Below are 19,619 nucleotides of genomic sequence, written 5' to 3' on the forward strand. Positions count from 1 at the left end.
AATTATACTATTTGAAGTAATTATGCAAGTATTTCACCGTATAGTTGAATTATTTTATTATTCAATAAATAGTAATTTTCAATATATATTGCTGTATTTTTATTTAAACGGTGTTTTTGTTGATTATTTAAAACTATTATTGAGTAATGCTTGAATGTTGATTTTACCCCGCGAAACCATTTTTAATGGCGAAAACGGCAAGACCAACCCGCGTTTTAAGATCTAGTTTATCACAAAGTTGATCTCTGTAGCTTTCTACCGTTCTCGGGCTGCAGCACATTTTATCCGCAATTTCTTTATAGCTGAGTTCTGTAACGGTGTATTTTAGAAACTCTTTCTCGCGGTCGGAAATTTTCACATTATTGGCTGCATCTTCATTATTCATATTGGAAAAAATGATCTTGGAAGCCCATTCCGGATAAAAAAAACCGTCACTGTTGAGTTTCGTCAATGCATTCTCCAGTTCCTTTGGATGTGTATTTTTCAGTAAGTACCCTTTGGCGCCGTTCCGGATCATTTTAATAACGCTTTTATCGTCGCCCTGCATGCTTAAAGCCATTACTTTAATGTTCGGATGATGTTCCTTAAGCCAGAGTACCGTTTCAAAACCATCCATAATCGGCATGCTAATGTCAAGTAGGATGATATCCGGAATTTTGCTGTTATTTTCGAATTTCTGGATGAGGTCTTTTCCGTTTTCGGCAACGTAGATTACTTCAAACTCAGGAAAATTATCAATAATTCCTTCTAAAGCTTTTGCGATAAGTACATGATCGTCTACAATTACTATCGTTTTTTTCATGGCTGTCTTTTTAAAATAATGTTGAGCGTAGTTCCCAAATTTTTCTGACTTTCGAGGCAAAAATCTGCCCCGATAATTTCGGCTCTGTTTTTCATATTGGTGAGCCCGATTCCGTTGGATTTGATGCTGGACTGATCGAAACCAACCCCGTCATCTTTAATATTCAGTTCCCAAAGCAGTTCCTGAGACGTGTTCAGATTGATGAAAATATTTTTACAACCCGAATGTTTGATGCTGTTCTGAATAAATTCCTGAGTAATTCTCAATAATACGTTTTTATGCACAAAGCTGAGATCCAGCTGATTAAAATTATGCTGAAAATCGACATGGCATTTTTTAAACGCATTGGTGTTGTCTACTTCTTCCTGAATTAAAGTTACGATTTCCTTTTGATTAATATTGTCGTCCGTTAATGTTTTTGAAAGGCTCCTGAGATCGTGAAGCGACTGATTAATGATCTGCGAAACCTGCTCAATTCTTTCGCTTACCTCCGGAACTTTATTCTCATACAAAAGCTGCTGTGTGTAAAGGCTCACTAACGTTAATTTCTGCCCGATATTATCATGAAGTTCGCGCCCGATCTGCTGCATCGTTGCCTGCTGAATTTCTAGCTGCGTCGCTAACAATTCTTTCTGGTGAATTTCGTTTTTTATTTCAATCTCATTCAGGTATTCTTTCTTGCGCTGTTTGTATTTGCGGATATAAACCATCACTGCAGCCACAAACAATACAAAGAATATATTGAAAAGGATGATTGTTATTATGAGCTCTGTTTTCCCCATATGAATGAAATTGAGAATAATAAATACATGATGATTCCGGAAACTAAGAAATAATTAAAATACATATTCCATAATTCTGGATACTTGTTTAATAAACTGAAGAACGTCCAAAAAGGTAAAGTTCCGATATAAAATAAAGTGACCCCGAGATTAATGTAAAACATTTTGTTTTTACTGAAATGCAAAATATCCGAAGAGTTAATTTGCCTATAATATTCCATTATCACAAGAACCATCAGGATAAGGCAGCCAAACGTATAATTGAATGAAAAAATTATTTTTCCTGCTTTAAAAAAATATTCATTGGGAAGAAAGGAAAGCAGATAAATAACAGATAGCGTATAGAATAGTTTTGGTCTTTTTAATGATTTTGCTGCGTAAAGCCAATAGAAAAATAAAAACTCAACAGGAATAACAAAATAATTAAAAAACTTTGGCTTATTATATTCCATTAAATATCCGCCCCATTTCCCAAAAACTTCACATAAAAACATGAGTATTAAATAAATGGAAAAGTACTTCCAGTATTTATCTTTAGCATTCCTATAAAATATAATAGAAATAAGAGCAGCCAGCCCTTCCATCCAGATTAAAGATTCTTGTAGTACTTTTTGAAATTCACTCATTGTGCTTATTCGTGTAAATATAATTTTTTATTAAAAAGATTCGGTTACTTGTGTTGAAGGAGGGGACAGGGTACCATGATTCTGACATACCACCTCTCCCTCCAAACCGGAATTTCTTGCTGAAGCCATCGCCAAAAACTCTCCGCTTCCGCTTGCGCTTAAAGGATTGAAATCATAGCAGAGTTTATCTCCGTTTTCGTCTTCCTGTTTCATCGTAGGAACCAAAACTAAAGTGTGTCTCTGCGCATATTCTGTTCCGATCGGAGTTCCCGACATGATGTTCCAGTCCTGCTCTTTAGGATAAGCCGCATAATAAAAACGTATTCCCAAATCCTTATCTGTAACGCGGGAATCGTTTTTCAATGCTTCATTTTCAATATCCGAAATAAATTTTTTCAGCGTTGCCAAATCAAAATGAATGGAATGCGCATCGTCGAACCCTAAATTTTGGTTTACACACGCCAACTGATTTTTTCTGTAGTTCTCCACAAGAGTTCTTATTAAATCACAATGAAGCGTGTTGGGATTAGAAATTGATTCGGCTGATTCAAATTCTAAGTTGTCTAAATTTGGTCTTGTTTCCATAAAGCTAGTTTTAAAAGGTGAAAGGTTAGTTGGTATTGCAAATCTCGTAAAATTTTAAAGTAATACGACACGGTTTTTTCCTGATTATTTATGGGGTTTTTACGGATTGCAATTTTTAATTAAAATTATAAAGATTTTGGATAGATTTGCAGCGATTATTAAATTCATTAATCGTAAACAATAAATTATCAAATGAAAAGACAGACTATCGCATTACTTTGCATAGCAATATTTAGTGTTTCATGCGCTAAGAAAGATGGAAATGCAGCGGATGGCAAATACACGGATGATCAGAAAGCTTCTTATTACATAGGTCTGAGTATTGCCCAAAACATGAAACAGGAAGGCTTCAAAGTAGATGCCGATCTTTTGGCTCAGGCTATTAAAGAAGAAATGAATGGAGGAAAAAAGCTGATGCCGGCTGAAGAAATGGAAGCTTTTATGCAGGAGTTTATGCAGAAGCAACATGAAAAAAAGCAGGCTGCAGCAGGCGTACAGGCAGATGAAAATAAGAAAAAAGGTCTGGATTTTCTTGCCAAAAATAAAAGCAATCCTAAAGTGAAGACCACGGCTTCAGGTTTACAGTATGAGGTCTTGCAGGAAGGTGATGGTAAAACAAAACCAAAAGCCTCAGATGTTGTACAGGTAAAATATACCGGAAAGCTTCTGGATGGAACTGTTTTCGACTCTACAGACAAAAACGGAGGCGCACCAATGGACATTAATCTGGGCGCAGTAATCAAAGGATGGACAGAAGGTATCCAGTTGATGAGCAAAGGATCGAAATACAGATTTTACATTCCTTCAGAGCTGGCTTACGGAGATAATGGTGCCGGACCAATTCCTGCGGGAGCGACGATTATTTTTGATGTAGAATTGGTGGATATAAAATAGATTGTAACTTCGGCAACAATGGAATTTGCCTATTTCACATCTGATATATTACAAATAAAATTTCCGCAGATTTTTTGGTCTGCGGAAATTCTTCAAAAATAATATATATGAAAAAAACTACTTATAAATCGGTCGGTCTGAAAACCAAACCTGTCTCTTCAAAATAATCTAAAGTGATTCTGTCTCCATCATTTACCGTTCCAGCAAGAATCTCTCTTGATAATTTGTTTAATACTTCCTGCTGAATCACTCTTTTCAGCGGTCTTGCTCCGAATGCAGGATCATATCCTTTATTCATCAGATAATCTACTGCATCCTGAGTTGCCGTCATGATGATATTACGTTTCGAAAGCATTTCATTAAATCCTCTCAATTGATAGGTAACGATTTTTCCGATTTCCTTTTTTCTCAAAGGCTGGAACAATACAACCTCATCAATTCTGTTTAAAAATTCCGGACGTAACGTCTGTTTCAATAAATCAAAGACCTCATCTTTTGCCTCTTCCAGTGTTTCCGGACTAATGTTATCATCCTTGTCACGCAGAGCGGAGTCGAAGCGTTCCTGAATTAAATGCGAACCTAAATTCGAAGTCATAATAATGATCGAATTTTTAAAATTCACCACTCTTCCTTTGTTATCTGTTAACCTTCCGTCGTCTAAAACCTGTAACAACGTGTTGAAAACATCAGGATGCGCTTTTTCAATTTCATCTAAAAGCACTACTGAATAAGGTCTTCTTCGAACCGCTTCCGTCAATTGTCCACCTTCATCATAACCAACATATCCTGGAGGGGCACCAACCAATCTGGAAACCGAATGACGTTCCTGATATTCACTCATATCGATTCTCGTCATATTGTTTTCATCATCAAATAAAAACTCTGCTAAAGCTTTTGCCAGCTCAGTTTTTCCGACTCCGGTGGTTCCCAGGAATAAGAATGACCCGATTGGTTTTTTATCATCACTCAATCCCGCTCTGTTTCTTCGGATCGCATCTGCAACGGCGGTAATGGCTTCGTCCTGTCCAACCACTCTGTGATGAAGTTCGGTTTCCAGATTCAATAACTTTTCTCTTTCAGACTGAATCAGTTTCGTTACAGGAATTCCGGTCCATTTGGCAATCACTTCAGAGATATTTTCAGAAGTTACTTCTTCTTTAATTAACTCATTCTGATGATTTTGCATTTCGATTTCAAGCTTTTTCAGCTCTTCCTCTTTTTCACGCAGTTTTCCGTATTGGATTTCCGCTACTTTGGCGTAATCTCCAGCTCTCGAAGCTCTTTCTGCTTCCAGTTTCAGAGATTCTATATCTTTTTTAATCTGCGTTAAATCTTCAGATTTTTGCTTTTCCTTCAGCCATTTGGCGTTAATTTCATTTCTCTGTTCAGAAATCTTCGCAATATCTTCTTTTAAATGATCGATTTTCGTCTGGTTTCCTTCTCTTGAAATCGCAGCCAGTTCAATTTCCAGCTGCATTAATTTTCTGTCGAGAACATCCAGCTCTTCAGGTTTTGAATTGATTTCCATTCTCAATTTTGCAGAGGCTTCATCAATCAGATCAATCGCCTTATCCGGTAAAAACCGGTCTGAAATATATCGTTGGGACATTTCCACCGCCGCAATAATCGCTTCGTCTTTGATTCTTACTTTGTGGTGCGCTTCATATTTATCTTTAATTCCACGAAGAATAGAAATTGCCGATTCTGTATCCGGCTCTTCCACCATTACCTTCTGGAAACGTCTTTCTAAGGCTTTATCTTTTTCAAAATATTTTTGATATTCATTCAAAGTGGTTGCACCGATCGCTCTCAATTCTCCTCTTGCTAAAGCTGGTTTCAGAATATTGGCAGCATCCATTGCGCCTTCACCACCTCCGGCTCCGACCAAAGTGTGGATCTCGTCGATGAAAAGAATAATCTGTCCTTCAGATTTAATCACTTCATTCACTACAGATTTCAGACGCTCTTCAAACTCACCTTTGTATTTGGCACCCGCAATCAAGGCGCCCATATCCAATGAATACAATGTTTTATCCATCAGGTTTTCAGGAACATCACCGCTGATAATTCTGTGGGCGATTCCTTCTGCAATGGCGGTTTTACCAACTCCGGGTTCACCAATAAGGATCGGGTTGTTTTTGGTTCTTCTGGAAAGGATCTGCAACACTCTTCGGATTTCTTCATCACGACCGATTACGGGATCCAGTTTTCCTTCTGCCGCTAATTCGTTGAAGTTTTTAGCGTATTTATTTAAGGACTGATACGTTTCTTCTGAACTTGCAGAAGTGGCTTTCGAGCCTTTTCTTAATGCTTTAATTCCCCCTTCCAGAAGACTCTTGGTAACGCCCATATCTTTCAGCATTTTCGAAACTTCAGAATTAGTTTCCAGTAATGAAAGCCATAAATGCTCAATGGTTACATATTCGTCGCCCATTTTTTTAGCAATGTTGGGCGCATCAAGCAAAACTTTATTTGCCGATTGTGAAAGGTAAATATTGCCTCCCTGAACTTTAGGGAGCTTCTCTAAATTTTCGCGGTTTCGCTCTCTTACCAAAGTTGCATCTGCTTCAGATTTTTTTAGTAAGAAAGGCGATATATTTTCATCTATCTGAAAAATTCCTTCCAGTAAATGTTGAGGTTCGATCTGTTGGTTGCCAAATTCCATTGCCACCTGTTGTGCAGCCTGAATCGCTTCCTGAGATTTTACGGTATATTGATTTAAATTCATATTTTGTATATTTTTGATTCTTTAATTTTTAGTTTCCAATTTTAGATTTTAGACATCAGATTTCAGACCATAAGAGTCAAATAAATGTTAATTTTTTAATCAGATTTTCTAATTTCTGATGCCCTTAATCTTTATTTAATCATTTAATTCGGGTACATTATCGCAAAAAGTATTCTATTGTTGAATTTTTAAAAATATTGGACAAAATTTCCGAAATATTTATTTTTAATCTGTTTTGAAAAGACAAAATTTCCGATTCTAAGAGTTTAAGTAAAAATTATCGGAAGAACCGTCAGATTGGGTTGAATCTCAAAATACGTCTAACCTTATTTTTTGATTGAACCATTAAGATTTTAATTAAGAAGTTTAGAATATTTAAGAGCTGCTTCGCTTTCCAAAATAATGCTTATTAAAAATCTATTGATTTTTTCTTAATTAAACTTAACATCTTAAATCTTTTTAATGGTTTAAATAATTTTTCATTTCATCATTTTGAAAAAGTATTATGCAGTGTTTGGCTTTTAATTTTTAGTTTAAAAATCATCTTCTCAAAATCAAATATTAAAATCAAAATAATTACTTTTGCTTTTTTACAAATGGAGCTTAAAGAAAAACAGAAGAAAATTTTAGATGTTGCCGTGGAACTTTTCAAGGAGAAAGGCTACATGGGAAGCTCTGTGCGTGATTTGGCAACCAGGCTGAATATCAAAGCAGCTTCTTTATATGCGCATATCCGCTCAAAGGAAGAAATTCTGGAATGGATCTGTTTCGGCATTGCGCAGGAGTTTTTTGATGAACTTCAGCAAGTAAAAAATACCAATATTCCACCAAAGGAAAAGCTCAATCTTTTCATTGAAAAACATTTGTCGGTTGTTCTGAAAAACCGTGATGTCACGCATATCTATTCCAATGAATGGAAACATCTGGAAGAGAGATTACCAGAATTTATCGAATTAAGAAAAAATTATCAGCAGGAAGTTGAACAGTTGATTTCTGAAATTTATACCGCTGAAAACTGGGAATTGAGATCACCGGCTTTTACCACGAGATTTATTCTCCATACTTTAAACAACTCCTATTTTTGGTTTAAAAGAAATATAGAATCCGGTTCGGATATCACCGATGAAATAAGGGATAAAATTCTTTTCGGTTTACTGGGAAATCAAAAGAAATAAACCGTTTAACTGTCATTCTGACGAAGGAAGAATCTCAACAATTATTTTAAGATTATTTAAAATTGTTATTGTCATTCCGTAGAAATTTCGACAGCTACAACGAAAACTTCGCTTATATTCCACACTTTACTTTGTTCCGTTCTGAATAATAACAAACTTTTATACAGTAAGCTGTCATTTCGACGAAGGAGAAATCTATTAAACATTAAGTAAAAACAGATTTCTTCACTTCACTTCCGAACTGTGTTCATAGACTTTTTATCTATGTTTTAAATGACAAAACCCTTATTAAAATCATGCTTAAACTAAACCTCAATCTTTGCCTTAATTATTTAGAATCATTAAAAATCTGACGAAAATCATAAAAATTTTGTCACGTTCCAAAATCTTTTTAAATTTACACCTAACAAATGTTAGTTAGTTATGGATTTTGGTGTTGAATATCTTAAGCCCGATCAGTTGAGACAGCTTCAGTCTGAGCGGTTGGCGAAATTGGTAGACTATCTTGGAGAGAAGTCGGAGTTTTATAAAAGAAAATTTAAAGAATCAGGAATATCTCCACAGGAAATAAGGTCAATCGAAGATATTACCAAACTTCCGATAACCTACAAACAGGATTTGAGAGACAACTATCCGTTTGGTTTATTTACTGTTCCGAAGAATGAACTGCAGAGAATTCACTGTTCAAGCGGAACAACGGGAAAACCGACGGTAGTGGGATATACAAAAGAAGATGTTGATTTATTCAGTGAAGTCGTGGCGAGATCTTTGAACGCAGCAGGCGCGAAACCGGGAATGCAGTTGCATAATGCATATGGTTACGGAATTTTCACGGGCGGACTGGGACTGCATTACGGAGCGGAAAAACTGGGAATGAGCGTTCTTCCGATTTCGGGAGGAATGACGGCGAGACAGGTTGATCTGATTATGGATTTTCAACCCGAAGTAATCTGCTGTTCGCCATCTTACGCTTTAACCATTGCTGATGAATTTGCCAAAAGAGGAATCCCCGCAGAAGAAATCAGTTTAAAATATGCCGTTTTAGGCTCAGAGCCTTGGACGGAATTAATCAGACAGCATATTGAAGAAAGATTAGGCGTTCATGCAACCAATATTTACGGATTAAGCGAAATTATCGGACCCGGAGTTTCGATGGAAGATTTTGAGGAAAAAGGAGGTTCTTACATTTGGGAAGACCATTTTTACCCCGAAATTCTCGATCCGGTTACAAAGGAACCCGTTCCTTTCGGAGAAGAAGGCGTTTTGGTGATTACGACTTTAACGAAGAAAGCAATGCCGCTTTTGCGTTACTGGACAAATGATATCACAAGTCTTTACTATGACGAAAATGGTAAAAGAACGATGGTGAAAATGCGCCCGATTTTGGGAAGAGCCGATGATATGCTTATTATAAGAGGAGTAAATGTTTATCCAAGTCAGATTGAAGAAGCATTTTCTCATGTGGAAGGCGTAGTTCCGAACTATTATTTAACTCCTGTTGAGAAGGAGCAAATGTGCGTTGCACTGGATATTGATGTTGAGATTGGTGATGAATTGATCGCCTCGAAAAATTTAAGTCAAAATACCGACGATTATGCTATTTTTGTCGGAAGCTTTGGAAAAAGTATAGAAAACGAAATAAAAAAAAGGGTAGGAATTACCACAAAAGTGAAAATTCATGCTCAGGACAGTCTTCCGAAATGCGAAGGTGGAAAAATTAACAGAATACTTAAAAAATAAATGAATTCATTTTATAAACTTAAAACGGTAAAAGTTCAGAAAGATACCAACGATGCAGTAAATGTAGCGGTTGAAATCCCTGAAGAACTGAAAGATAAATTCAGATTCAAACAGGGGCAGTATCTTAATTTCCGAATGATGATCAACGGAAATGAAGAAAGACGTTCTTACTCTATCTGCAATGCGCCGAGTGAAAAAAGCAACACGCTGGAAGTTTTAGTGAAATTATTGGAAGGCGGAAAAGTTTCCGGTTATTTCAACGAGCATCTTCACATGGATGAAATTCTTGAGGTAATGCCTCCCATGGGCGGTTTTAACACGTCTTATCATCCGACAAACGTAAAAACATACATTGGTTTGGCGGCAGGAAGCGGAATTTCTCCGGTTTTATCAAATATTAAAGAAAGTCTTTATCAGGAGCCGAATTCCAACGCGTACCTGTTCTACAGCAATAGAAGCATGAATCACGTGATGAAAAAGGCTGAGATCGATAAATTGACAGAGCAGTTTAACGGAAGATTGAAAGTAGTTTATCTCGTAAGCCGTGAAAAGCATGAAGACCCGATTTTTGAAGGAAGAATTTCCCCTGAAAAACTGGAACATTTATTTGAAAGATATGCAGATATTGATGTAAAAGAAGCCACGTATTTCATTTGCGGACCTTCGGAAATGATCAAAGGAATTGCAGATTATTTAAAGAAAGATAAAAAAGTACCGGCAATTCAGGTTCTATTTGAATATTTCACCGCTCCTGACGAAGAAAATACGGAGGAAATGAGCGACGAATTCAAAGCCATTGCCAACATCGAAAGTATGGTGACGGTAATTATTGACGATGATGAATATTCTTTCCATTTGAATTCAAAAAAAGAGAGTATCTTAGATAAAGCATTGAAAGACAATCTTCCCGTGCCTTTTGCGTGTAAAGGAGGAGTTTGTTGTACGTGTAAAGCCGAAGTTTTGGAAGGCGAAGTCTTCATGGAAAAAAACTACGCGCTTACCGAAGAAGAAGTAGCCCGAGGTTACGTTCTTACCTGCCAGTGTCACCCGACAACCAATGTGGTGATGCTTAATTATGATGTTTAAGACAATTTGAAAAATGAGCCAATGTGCCAATTTGAAAATGCTATGATTGTGTTTTAATTTCAAATTGCCTAATTCTCAAATTTTCAGATTAATTAATTTTCAAATTAAAAAATTATGGATTTAGAAAAATTTGTACAGTACGTACACGACGAAAATAAAGTAGAACCAAAAGATGTAATGCCCGATGATTACAGAAAATTATTGGTTCGTCAGATTTCACAGCACGCCCATTCTGAAATCGTAGGAATGTTGCCGGAAGCCAACTGGATTTCCAGAGCACCTTCTTTGAGAAGAAAAATGGCACTTCTGGCGAAAGTTCAGGACGAAGCAGGTCACGGTTTATACCTTTATTCTGCGACAGAAACTTTAGGTGATGGAACCATCAGAGCCGACAGAGACGCAACGTATGAAGATATGCTTTCAGGAAAAGCGAAATATTCAAGTATCTTCAACTATCCGACTTTAAGCTGGGCAGATATCGGTGCCATCGGTTGGTTGGTTGATGGTGCAGCAATCATGAATCAGGTCATGTTGATGGGGAATTCTTATGGTCCTTACTCAAGAGCGATGGTGAAAATCTGTAAAGAAGAATCTTTTCATCAAAGACAGGGTTATGAAATTTTAATGGCTCTTTGCCGTGGTACAAAACAGCAAAAAGAAATGGCTCAGGCTTCATTAAACCGTTTCTGGTGGCCGGCTTTAATGATGTTTGGTCCAAATGATGACAGTTCGCCAAACTCTAAAATCTCGATGAATTACAGAGTGAAAAGAGAAAGCAACGACAGTCTTCGTCAGAGATTCATTGATGTTACTGTTGCTCAGGCTGAATTCTTAGGACTAACCATTCCGGATAAAGATCTGAAATGGAATGAAGAAAGACAGCACTACGATTTCGGAGAGCTTCCATGGGATGAATTTATGGAAATCTTAAAAGGAAATGGTCCTGCCAACAAAAAGCGTATCGAAACGAAGAGAAAAGCGCAAAGAGAAAATTCCTGGGTAAAAGAAGCGGCAGCAGCTTTTGCAGAAAAACAACAAAAAGAGGTAATATAATTTGAAAATGTGCTAATTTGAGAATTTGAAAATGACCTTAGCGGTTTTATTTATGATCAAATTTTCAATTACGACACTTAATCAATTTTCAAATTAACGAATTTTCAAATTTTCAAATTAATTATGGCAAATTTAGATATGTGGGAAGTGTTTATTCAGACTAAACCGGGATTGTCCCACAAACACGTTGGAATTGTACAGGCTCCAACAGCAGAAATGGCTTTGCAGAACGCAAGAGACGTTTATACAAGAAGAAAAGAAGGAACTTCTGTTTGGGTAGTTCCAAGTAAATACATCGTAACTTCGGAAGGAGTGGATAAAGAAGCATTCTTCGATCCGGCTGATGACAAATTATACCGTCACCCAACCTTCTACGAGATCCCGAACGATGTAAAAAATATGTAAAACAGCAATTGGCTGTTAGCTGCTTGCAATTTGCCAAAAGCTAGACGCCAAAAGCCAAAAGCTAAAACAATGAACCCATTATATAATTATTTATTAAAATTGGCAGACGACAGTTTCATTATGGGACAGCGTTTGTCTGCGTGGTGCGGTGAAGGTCCTTATCTGGAGGAAGATATTGCATTAACGAATATTGCGCTGGATGAACTTGGTCAGGCGAACAACTTTTACGTTTACGCTTCAAGACTTTTAGACGACGGAAAATCTGAAGATGATATCGCCTTTTTAAGATATGAACACGAATATGTGAATGCACACTGGACAGAACTTCCGAACGAAGATTATGCCCAGACCATTTTAAAAGTGTATGTTTTTGCAGTATATCAGAAACTGATGTATGAAGCATTGTCCAATTCAGCAAATGAAGAATTGGCGGCAATTGCTCAAAAATCTTTGAAAGAAGTAAAATACCATTACACGCACGCTGCTTCCTGGATGAAAATTTTCGCTCAGGGAACAGAAGAAAGTAAGAGCCGTCTGGTAAAAGCCATTGAAAATATCTGGGAATACACCAAAGGTTTATTTGCAAAAACAGAAGGAGAAGATGATTTGGTAGCTTTAAATATTGCTCCGAATACAGATGCTCTTTATGAAGAATTTGTAATGATCACCCAAAAAGATTTTGCAGATTTTCAGTTAGAATATCCTACAAATCCTTTCATGCAGCCAAAATCCAGAACAGGGTATCACACAGAATATTTTGGATATATCCTTTGTGAATTGCAGTATATGCAGAGAGCATATCCGGGTTGTACGTGGTAAAAATACAAACCTCACAGGTTTTTAAAACCTGTGAGGTTTAAAAATAACAAACGACCATAACAATTTTGCAGTTTACTTATTATTTATAGCATTTGCAGAGAGAAAAACCTTTCCAAGCTTAAAAACCGTAATTGGTTAAAAAATCATAACGTAGTTGCGCTAAAAATTTTCAAAATTGAAAGGTAAATATTTTAATAAATTAATTTTAGGATTAATTATTTTAATTCCAATATTTTGTTTAGGAATTTTTAATTCAAATGTCAATATGCAATATGAAACAAATAATCCCGGTGATTGCATTTCACAAATTTCAGGGAAAAATTTATGTCAGGATATAGAACAGGGAAAAATATTAATTATAATTGATATAATCATCCTTATTCTTTTAATGATGTTTAGAAAGAAAATAATTAAAGCTTGAAAATCTTTTAGGCATGTTAGAGTTGATTAAAGTAAGATTTAAGCTGCTGTTGAAATTACCCTTTTTGGGTTTGCTGAGAGAGGAGCTTTTCGAACTTAAAAGCATTTAGTATTTTAAAAAAAACTAACGCGCTTTGCGCTAAAAATTTAAGATAAAAAGAAGATTGAAAAATCCTTTAGAAATATTAGAAATGGTTCCCGATCCGGAAATTCCGGTAATTAATATCGTGGAATTGGGTATTGTAAGAGAGGCGAAAATTACTGGCGAAAATTCCTGCGAAGTAACGATTACGCCTACTTATTCTGCCTGTCCCGCCATGTTTACCATTGAGGAAGACATCATCAAAATAATGAAGGAAAACGGATGGGAAGCGAAAGTGGTGACCAAAATGTTTCCGATCTGGACGACAGATTGGTTAACGGATGAAGCGAGAGAAAAACTTCGGGTGTACGGAATTACCCCTCCCGAAAAAGGAGCCGACGAGCATCACATCGGGAAACCGAAAAAATGTCCGCGTTGTGGTTCCATGAACTCAAAACAGATCAGCAGATTCGGATCTACCTTATGTAAGGCTTCGTATCAGTGTTTAGACTGTTTAGAACCTTTTGATTATTTTAAATGTCACTAAACAATTTGAAAATGTGCTAATTTGAAAATGAGTAAATTAGTGGTGAACTAAAATTTTCAAATTGTCTAATTTTCAAATTAAAAAATTATAAACTATGTATACACAACTCGATATTGAGTCGCATTTCGACGGAAAACTTAAAATTGCTTATCTTAATCAGCCGGATACCATGAACGCGCTTACAAAGCCGTCTTTATCAGATCTGAAAGATTTTGTAAAAGAATGCAGTGAAGATCCTGCAGTAAGATGCGTGGCAATTTCCGGAAGAGGAAGAGCTTTTTGTTCCGGTCAGAATCTTGATGATGCTTTTGTTCAGGGCAATGAACATCATGACAACGATATCATCAGAAAAATTGTAACAGATTATTACAATCCTTTGGTAATGGAAATTACCCACTGCAAAAAACCGGTTGTAGCGTTGGTAAATGGTCCTGCAGTTGGAGCCGGAGCGATGTTGGCGTTGATCTGCGATTTTGTTCTGGCAAATGAAAAAGCTTACTTTGCTCAGGCTTTCTCCAATATCGGATTGATTCCAGATACGGGTGGAACTTATTTTCTTCCAAAATTATTGGGAAGACAATTGGCTAATTATTTAGCATTTACCGGAAAAAAATTATCAGCGGAAGAATCTAAATCATACGGTTTGGTTGCTGAAGTTTTCACTGAAGAAGAATTCAGTTCAAAATCACTGGAAATTTTAGAAAGAGTATCCAATATGCCTACAGTTGGCTTGAAATTGACCAAAAAAGCATTTGCACATTCTTATGACAATACGCTGAAGCAGCAGTTGGAATTAGAAGGCGATCTTCAACAGAAAGCCGCAGAAACAGAAGACTTTAAAGAAGGAGTAAGTGCCTTTTTACAGAAAAGAAAACCTGAGTATAAAGGAAAATAATTAATTTGAAAATGAGTTAATCTGAGAATTTGAAAATGAGAAATGATAAAGAGAATATTATTGTAAATAAGACTTTTGATTTTGCTTTAGACATCATTGAATTTTCAGAAGGTTTGTACGAAACTAAAAGATTTCCATTAGCAAATCAGATTTTCAAATCTGGAACTTCGATTGGGGCTAATGTTAGAGAAGCTCAGAATGCAGAAAGCAAAGCAGATTTTATCCATAAATTGAAAATTGCCGCTAAAGAAGCTGATGAAACAGAATATTGGCTTTTACTGTGTTTAAAGTCTCCACATTTGCAATCGCCCAATGAAAAATTAATTTCAGATTTAAAAGAAATTTTATTAATTCTATCTAAAATTATTTCAAGTTCGAAGCTTAAATAATTTTCAAATTAACTCATTTCCAAATTTTCAAAATAAAAATATGAATGTAGGAATTATCGGTGCCGGAACCATGGGAATCGGCATTGCACAGGTAGCCGCAACGAACGGATGCAAAGTCTGGATTTATGACGCCAACGCAAAACAAGTAGAAACGGCAACCGTAGGTTTGGAAAAAACACTGACTAAACTGGTTGATAAACAGAAAATTTCATCAGAGAAAATGACTGAAATTTTAGCCAATATTTCCATTGCTACAGAATTAAAAGACTTCAAAGATTGTGAATTGATCATTGAAGCCATCATCGAAAATAAAGAAATAAAAACCAAAGTTTTCACAGAATTAGAGAAATACGTTTCAGAAAGCTGTGTGATTGGTTCCAATACATCTTCCATTTCCATCACCTCTCTTGGTGCGGAACTACAGAAACCGGAGCGTTTCATCGGAATTCACTTCTTCAATCCGGCTCCTTTGATGCCTTTAGTTGAGGTTATTCCATCCTTGTTAACCGAAAAATCTTTAGCGGAAAAAATCTACAGTCTGATGAAAGATTGGGGAAAAACTCCGGTTATTGCCAAAGATATTCCCGGATTTATCGTCAACAGAATTGCCCGTCCTTACTATGGAGAAGGGTTGAGAATCGTTGAGGAAAACATCGCGACGGTAGAACAGGTTGATGATGCTATGAAGACTTTAGGTAACTTTAAAATGGGACCTTTCGAGTTAATGGATTTAATTGGAGTTGACGTAAATTTCTCGGTAACCAAAACCGTTTATAACGAATATTTCTACGATCCGAAATACAAACCGTCTCTTCTACAGCAAAGAATGTCGGAAGCCAAACTTCACGGCAGAAAAACGGGAAAAGGGTTTTACGATTATTCGGAAGGAGCCGTTAAACCGGAACCTGTGAAAGATGATGTACTTTATCAGCAAATATTCATGAGAATTATTTCCATGCTGATTAACGAAGCCGTAGAAGCAAAAAGATTAGGCGTGGCGAATGGCGAAGATATCGAACTCGCAATGCAGAAAGGCGTTAATTATCCCAAAGGTTTATTGGCATGGGGAAAAGAAATAGGATATGCTGAAATCTCCGAAACTTTGCAGAATCTTTACGAAGAATATCAGGAAGAAAGATACAGACAAAGTCCGTTGCTGAGAAAATTATAAGATGAAGTTTTTTCCGGAAAAATCTGAAGAATTAAAATCTTCAAAAATAATTGAAGAAGTGTTATTGAATATCAAAAATAATACTGAGATCAGTTCTTTGACAATGAGAAGGTCTGATAAATATTTCAAGGGAAATATAGATAAGAATTATTTCAAAATCATCAGTTCAGAAAAGCCCTTAGGAATTTTCTGTGTTTTTGATGGAAGATTGGTTCGGAAAGAAAGTGAAACAATAATAATATTGGATGCAAAATTTCATAATACATTTAAAATATTGATTTGTATATGGAGTTTGGTTCCCTTTTTTCTGATTATTATAAATTTTTTAGAACTTGGAGTAAAGGCTTTTTCCCTATTTATACCACTTTTGATGACATTTGGATTTTTATATTTTATAATTAATTTTCTCTTTAAAAAATCTTATGAAAATGGGATTAAAGATTTGAAAAGAATAATCAATCAATAAAATTGATTTTTATGAGTAGGTCAAAAAGAAAAACTCCGATTATTGGAATAACAACTGCTGAAACAGAAAAGGAAAATAAACTAGAAGCCAATAGAAAGCTTAGAAGATTGAATAGAATGAAAATTCATAAGGGAGATTTTGAATTTTTTCAGCTAAGAGAAATATCAGATGTCTGGTGTTTTGATAAAGATGGTAAACAATATTTAAAAAATCCTGACAGAAAGGATTTGATGAAATAAGTAATATTTAGGATGGATATAGAATCATTCAGAGCTGAACTTGAAACAAGGCTTATCATTGAAAAAGAATACATCATTCAGGAACTTTCCTCGATACATGATTATCAGGAAAAGCTCGGATTATTGGGGAAATTCAATGAAAAATATAAAGAACTGATTAAAAGATTAGCAAATGAATTTGGAATTGATTTAAATGAACATTTTCAAGCAGAAGATCCATCAATTTTAGAAAATCTTTCATACAGTCAAATCATTCTTGGAAAAACCATGGCGGTTTACGACAAGCTAGCTGATGAATTATATGAAGAAATAACACATTAATCTGAAATTTAAGCCATGTTTAAAAGAATTTTTACAAAAAAGAACTTTTTACGCTCATTCATGAATGCAATTATTTTTGTGGTTGGCTTTTCTCTCATCAAATTTCTTTTTTATTATTTGGGATGGGACGATGAAAAAAGCATCAATATATATGGTTTTATAGTTTATTTCATTTTTATGTTTTTAGCTTTTTTCATTTTGGACGGCAGAGAATACACATGGAAAGATGTGATTAGATTTAAAAATTTAAATAAGAGTAAATGAATCCGAGACAGGTTGCAGAATATATGTTCGATCAGGATTATTTTTCCCAATGGATGAATATCAAACTGATTGAAGTCAAAGAAAATTATTGTTTAATAGAAATGCCCATTAAAAAAGAAATGATTAACGGGCTGAAAACGGTTCACGGAGGCGTTACATTCGCTTTTGCAGATTCTGCACTGGCTTTTTCGTCCAACAATTCCGGTGATGCTGCTGTTGCATTGAATTGCATCATCACTTTTACCAAAGCCGGAAAAGAAGGGGATACTTTCAGAGCAGAAAGTATTTTGGTCAATGAAACAAGAAAAACCGCTGTTTACGATATTAAAATTACCAATCAAAACGAAGAATTGGTGGCGAAATTTGTCGGAACAGTGTATAAAATCGGAAAAAAGGTTATTGACCTTTAAAAAGAAATTGGATAAAAATATAATTTTAGAAAAGTTTTCAAGTACTTTTTTCATTGAAGGAGAAAAGATGAAAAACTATTTTATAATCAATAATCTTGAAAATTTCGATGAAGTTTTAACAGAATTTGAAGACATGCGCAAAAAAGCTTTCGATATTATTTGGGAAAAATCAGAGCATACAAAACTTACAAGTAAAGAAGTTGAAAACTTATCTGAAAAATATTTAAAAGAAAACTATCCTTGGATTAATATCAAGGGAATAAAAGCCGTAAATAATTATTTGATATGGTTAAGTTGGCACGAAGGAATTATATAAATCAACTCAGAAAAAATAAACTTGATGTTTGAAGGTGGAATATTAAAACTTTCATAGTTTTTCCATTTTCAAATTCTCAAATTAACACATTTTCAAATTAAATAAAATGAACAACGTATACATCATAGATTACATCAGAACACCCATTTCAAAATTAAGTGGTGGTCTTTCAGAAGTAAGAGCCGACGATTTGGCTGCCATTGTTATTAAAGAAATTGTAGCAAGAAACCCTGAAATTCCTGTTGAGGAAATTGAGGACGTTATTTTCGGATGCGCCAATCAGGCAGGAGAAGATAATAGAAACGTTGCCAGAATGGGACTTTTATTGGCAGGACTTCCGTATAAAATCGGAGGGGAAACGGTGAATAGATTGTGTGCTTCAGGAATGTCTGCGGTGGCAAATGCTTTCCGTTCAATTGCTGCAGGAGAAGGTGAAATTTATATCGCAGGTGGAGTAGAGCATATGACACGTTCTCCTTATGTAATGTCGAAGCCAAGCACAGCTTTCGGTAGAGACAGCCAGATGTTTGACACCACTTTCGGATGGAGATTTGTAAATCCGAAAATGAAAGAAATGTACGGGATTGATGCAATGGGTGAAACGGCTGAAAATTTAGCGGATATGCATAACATCAGCCGTGAAGATCAGGACAAATTTGCCCTTTGGTCACAGCAGAAAGCTACCAAAGCTCAGGAAAGCGGAAGACTGGCGGAAGAAATCGTAAAAGTTGAAATTCCACAGAAAAAAGGTGAATCGAAAATCTTTGATACAGACGAATTTATTAAGCCGACTTCTTCAATAGAAGGATTAGGAAAACTTCGTCCGGCTTTCAGAAAAGAAGGAACGGTAACCGCAGGAAATGCATCCGGAATGAATGACGGAGCAGCAGCTTTAATCTTAGCAAGCGAAGAAGCTGTAAAAAAATATGGGTTGAAACCAAAAGCGAAAATCTTAGGATCTTCCGTTGCCGGAGTTGAGCCAAGAATTATGGGAATCGGACCTGTAGAAGCCACTCAAAAACTATTAAAAAGACTGAATCTTTCATTAGATGATATGGATATCATCGAATTGAATGAAGCATTCGCCGCTCAGGCTTTAGCCGTAACAAGAACCTTAGGTTTAAAAGATGACGATTCAAGAGTAAATCCAAACGGAGGCGCCATAGCAATCGGTCATCCACTTGGAGTTTCCGGAGCAAGAATCGTTGGTTCTGCAGCTATGGAACTTCAAAAGCAGAATAAAAAATATGCTTTGTGTACCCTTTGTATCGGTGTCGGACAAGGTTATGCGATGGTCATTGAACGGGTTTAATTTGAAAATGAGCTAATTTGAGAATTTGAAAATACTATTCACAGCGTTTTAATTTTCAAATTGGCACATTGTCAAATTTCCAAATTGATTTA

Annotated in this window: 23 protein-coding genes; 18 read left to right on the top strand and 5 right to left on the bottom strand. The window is 35.8% G+C overall.

Annotation, left to right across the window (positions count from 1 at the left end):
• Positions 1-163: 163 nt before the first annotated feature.
• The 4 genes from QWT87_RS17515 to QWT87_RS17530 are packed head-to-tail and all read right to left on the bottom strand — an operon-like array spanning position 164 to position 2,795.
• Entirely contained in the window at positions 164-802 is a 639-nt protein-coding gene (locus QWT87_RS17515) for a response regulator transcription factor (RefSeq protein WP_288460277.1), read from the bottom strand.
• On the bottom strand, positions 799-1,584 hold the full coding sequence (locus tag QWT87_RS17520) for a sensor histidine kinase (protein WP_302717615.1): 786 nt from the start codon (positions 1,582-1,584) through the stop codon (positions 799-801). The genes QWT87_RS17515 and QWT87_RS17520 overlap by 4 nt, the downstream gene beginning before the upstream one ends.
• Positions 1,563-2,210, bottom strand: a complete 648-nt coding sequence (locus QWT87_RS17525) for a hypothetical protein (RefSeq protein ID WP_076395134.1) — start codon at positions 2,208-2,210, stop codon at positions 1,563-1,565. Before QWT87_RS17525 ends, QWT87_RS17520 begins: the two co-directional genes overlap by 22 nt.
• 30 nt (positions 2,211-2,240) lie before the next feature.
• Positions 2,241-2,795: a hypothetical protein gene (locus QWT87_RS17530; RefSeq protein ID WP_302717617.1), complete on the bottom strand. Its 555-nt coding sequence runs from the start codon at positions 2,793-2,795 to the stop codon at positions 2,241-2,243.
• A 192-nt stretch (positions 2,796-2,987) separates the two neighbouring features.
• Between QWT87_RS17530 and QWT87_RS17535 the strand changes: the two genes are divergently transcribed.
• Positions 2,988-3,689, top strand: a complete 702-nt coding sequence (locus QWT87_RS17535; RefSeq protein WP_302717619.1) for an FKBP-type peptidyl-prolyl cis-trans isomerase — start codon at positions 2,988-2,990, stop codon at positions 3,687-3,689.
• A 121-nt stretch (positions 3,690-3,810) separates the two neighbouring features.
• Here QWT87_RS17535 and clpB read toward each other — a convergent pair whose 3' ends face one another.
• A complete protein-coding gene (gene clpB, locus QWT87_RS17540) occupies positions 3,811-6,417 on the bottom strand; it encodes an ATP-dependent chaperone ClpB (RefSeq protein WP_302717621.1) in 2,607 nt (868 codons plus the stop codon).
• A 596-nt stretch (positions 6,418-7,013) separates the two neighbouring features.
• Here clpB and QWT87_RS17545 point away from each other — a divergent pair.
• The 17 genes from QWT87_RS17545 to pcaF all read left to right on the top strand — a co-directional run bounded on the left by QWT87_RS17545 (position 7,014) and on the right by pcaF (position 19,527).
• Entirely contained in the window at positions 7,014-7,592 is a 579-nt protein-coding gene (locus tag QWT87_RS17545; protein WP_235132944.1) for a TetR/AcrR family transcriptional regulator, read from the top strand.
• Between the two features lie 423 nt (positions 7,593-8,015).
• Positions 8,016-9,332: a phenylacetate--CoA ligase family protein gene (locus tag QWT87_RS17550; protein ID WP_302717624.1), complete on the top strand. Its 1,317-nt coding sequence runs from the start codon at positions 8,016-8,018 to the stop codon at positions 9,330-9,332.
• A complete protein-coding gene (locus tag QWT87_RS17555) occupies positions 9,333-10,418 on the top strand; it encodes a 2Fe-2S iron-sulfur cluster-binding protein (protein ID WP_116095969.1) in 1,086 nt (361 codons plus the stop codon).
• Between the two features lie 114 nt (positions 10,419-10,532).
• Positions 10,533-11,471 (top strand): 1,2-phenylacetyl-CoA epoxidase subunit PaaA, encoded by a 939-nt coding sequence (gene paaA, locus QWT87_RS17560; RefSeq protein WP_108409168.1) that lies wholly within the window; start codon positions 10,533-10,535, stop codon positions 11,469-11,471.
• A 123-nt stretch (positions 11,472-11,594) separates the two neighbouring features.
• On the top strand, positions 11,595-11,876 hold the full coding sequence (paaB, locus tag QWT87_RS17565) for a 1,2-phenylacetyl-CoA epoxidase subunit PaaB (protein WP_002981782.1): 282 nt from the start codon (positions 11,595-11,597) through the stop codon (positions 11,874-11,876).
• Between the two features lie 30 nt (positions 11,877-11,906).
• A complete protein-coding gene (gene paaC / locus QWT87_RS17570; protein ID WP_302717644.1) occupies positions 11,907-12,695 on the top strand; it encodes a 1,2-phenylacetyl-CoA epoxidase subunit PaaC in 789 nt (262 codons plus the stop codon).
• 175 nt (positions 12,696-12,870) lie between these two features.
• Positions 12,871-13,116: a hypothetical protein gene (locus QWT87_RS17575; RefSeq protein ID WP_302717646.1), complete on the top strand. Its 246-nt coding sequence runs from the start codon at positions 12,871-12,873 to the stop codon at positions 13,114-13,116.
• Between the two features lie 190 nt (positions 13,117-13,306).
• A complete protein-coding gene (gene paaD / locus QWT87_RS17580; RefSeq protein WP_076395266.1) occupies positions 13,307-13,744 on the top strand; it encodes a 1,2-phenylacetyl-CoA epoxidase subunit PaaD in 438 nt (145 codons plus the stop codon).
• Between the two features lie 94 nt (positions 13,745-13,838).
• On the top strand, positions 13,839-14,639 hold the full coding sequence (locus QWT87_RS17585) for an enoyl-CoA hydratase-related protein (protein WP_108410385.1): 801 nt from the start codon (positions 13,839-13,841) through the stop codon (positions 14,637-14,639).
• Between the two features lie 35 nt (positions 14,640-14,674).
• Complete coding sequence (locus QWT87_RS17590; RefSeq protein WP_087707816.1) at positions 14,675-15,028, top strand: four helix bundle protein; 354 nt, start codon at positions 14,675-14,677, stop codon at positions 15,026-15,028.
• 40 nt (positions 15,029-15,068) lie between these two features.
• Entirely contained in the window at positions 15,069-16,199 is a 1,131-nt protein-coding gene (locus QWT87_RS17595) for a 3-hydroxyacyl-CoA dehydrogenase NAD-binding domain-containing protein (RefSeq protein WP_302717653.1), read from the top strand.
• Between the two features lies 1 nt (position 16,200).
• Positions 16,201-16,665 (top strand): hypothetical protein, encoded by a 465-nt coding sequence (locus tag QWT87_RS17600; protein ID WP_302717655.1) that lies wholly within the window; start codon positions 16,201-16,203, stop codon positions 16,663-16,665.
• 11 nt (positions 16,666-16,676) lie between these two features.
• Complete coding sequence (locus QWT87_RS17605) at positions 16,677-16,904, top strand: hypothetical protein (protein ID WP_235132936.1); 228 nt, start codon at positions 16,677-16,679, stop codon at positions 16,902-16,904.
• Positions 16,905-16,916: 12 nt separating this feature from the next.
• Entirely contained in the window at positions 16,917-17,225 is a 309-nt protein-coding gene (locus QWT87_RS17610; RefSeq protein ID WP_302717657.1) for a hypothetical protein, read from the top strand.
• Between the two features lie 260 nt (positions 17,226-17,485).
• Positions 17,486-17,899 (top strand): PaaI family thioesterase, encoded by a 414-nt coding sequence (locus tag QWT87_RS17615; RefSeq protein ID WP_302717659.1) that lies wholly within the window; start codon positions 17,486-17,488, stop codon positions 17,897-17,899.
• Between the two features lie 7 nt (positions 17,900-17,906).
• On the top strand, positions 17,907-18,215 hold the full coding sequence (locus QWT87_RS17620; protein ID WP_302717660.1) for a hypothetical protein: 309 nt from the start codon (positions 17,907-17,909) through the stop codon (positions 18,213-18,215).
• Between the two features lie 106 nt (positions 18,216-18,321).
• The gene (pcaF, locus tag QWT87_RS17625; RefSeq protein ID WP_302717662.1) at positions 18,322-19,527 is read left to right on the top strand and encodes a 3-oxoadipyl-CoA thiolase; all 1,206 of its coding nucleotides are present in this window, start codon (positions 18,322-18,324) and stop codon (positions 19,525-19,527) included.
• The last annotated feature ends 92 nt before the right edge of the window (positions 19,528-19,619 follow it).

Source organism: Chryseobacterium urinae (assembly GCF_030518295.1).
GTDB classification, from domain to species: domain Bacteria; phylum Bacteroidota; class Bacteroidia; order Flavobacteriales; family Weeksellaceae; genus Chryseobacterium; species Chryseobacterium mucoviscidosis.

What these genes read in the sequence shown, in the direction of transcription:
- QWT87_RS17515 (WP_288460277.1), bottom strand. Translation starts at nt 802, where the DNA reads ATGAAAAAAACGATAGTAATTGTAGACGATCATGTACTTATCGCAAAA.
- QWT87_RS17520 (WP_302717615.1), bottom strand. Translation starts at nt 1,584, where the DNA reads ATGGGGAAAACAGAGCTCATAATAACAATCATCCTTTTCAATATATTC.
- QWT87_RS17525 (WP_076395134.1), bottom strand. Translation starts at nt 2,210, where the DNA reads ATGAGTGAATTTCAAAAAGTACTACAAGAATCTTTAATCTGGATGGAA.
- QWT87_RS17530 (WP_302717617.1), bottom strand. Translation starts at nt 2,795, where the DNA reads ATGGAAACAAGACCAAATTTAGACAACTTAGAATTTGAATCAGCCGAA.
- QWT87_RS17535 (WP_302717619.1), top strand. Translation starts at nt 2,988, where the DNA reads ATGAAAAGACAGACTATCGCATTACTTTGCATAGCAATATTTAGTGTT.
- clpB (WP_302717621.1), bottom strand. Translation starts at nt 6,417, where the DNA reads ATGAATTTAAATCAATATACCGTAAAATCTCAGGAAGCGATTCAGGCT.
- QWT87_RS17545 (WP_235132944.1), top strand. Translation starts at nt 7,014, where the DNA reads ATGGAGCTTAAAGAAAAACAGAAGAAAATTTTAGATGTTGCCGTGGAA.
- QWT87_RS17550 (WP_302717624.1), top strand. Translation starts at nt 8,016, where the DNA reads ATGGATTTTGGTGTTGAATATCTTAAGCCCGATCAGTTGAGACAGCTT.
- QWT87_RS17555 (WP_116095969.1), top strand. Translation starts at nt 9,333, where the DNA reads ATGAATTCATTTTATAAACTTAAAACGGTAAAAGTTCAGAAAGATACC.
- paaA (WP_108409168.1), top strand. Translation starts at nt 10,533, where the DNA reads ATGGATTTAGAAAAATTTGTACAGTACGTACACGACGAAAATAAAGTA.
- paaB (WP_002981782.1), top strand. Translation starts at nt 11,595, where the DNA reads ATGGCAAATTTAGATATGTGGGAAGTGTTTATTCAGACTAAACCGGGA.
- paaD (WP_076395266.1), top strand. Translation starts at nt 13,307, where the DNA reads ATGGTTCCCGATCCGGAAATTCCGGTAATTAATATCGTGGAATTGGGT.
- QWT87_RS17585 (WP_108410385.1), top strand. Translation starts at nt 13,839, where the DNA reads ATGTATACACAACTCGATATTGAGTCGCATTTCGACGGAAAACTTAAA.
- QWT87_RS17590 (WP_087707816.1), top strand. Translation starts at nt 14,675, where the DNA reads ATGAGAAATGATAAAGAGAATATTATTGTAAATAAGACTTTTGATTTT.
- QWT87_RS17595 (WP_302717653.1), top strand. Translation starts at nt 15,069, where the DNA reads ATGAATGTAGGAATTATCGGTGCCGGAACCATGGGAATCGGCATTGCA.
- QWT87_RS17600 (WP_302717655.1), top strand. Translation starts at nt 16,201, where the DNA reads ATGAAGTTTTTTCCGGAAAAATCTGAAGAATTAAAATCTTCAAAAATA.
- QWT87_RS17605 (WP_235132936.1), top strand. Translation starts at nt 16,677, where the DNA reads ATGAGTAGGTCAAAAAGAAAAACTCCGATTATTGGAATAACAACTGCT.
- QWT87_RS17610 (WP_302717657.1), top strand. Translation starts at nt 16,917, where the DNA reads ATGGATATAGAATCATTCAGAGCTGAACTTGAAACAAGGCTTATCATT.
- QWT87_RS17615 (WP_302717659.1), top strand. Translation starts at nt 17,486, where the DNA reads ATGAATCCGAGACAGGTTGCAGAATATATGTTCGATCAGGATTATTTT.
- pcaF (WP_302717662.1), top strand. Translation starts at nt 18,322, where the DNA reads ATGAACAACGTATACATCATAGATTACATCAGAACACCCATTTCAAAA.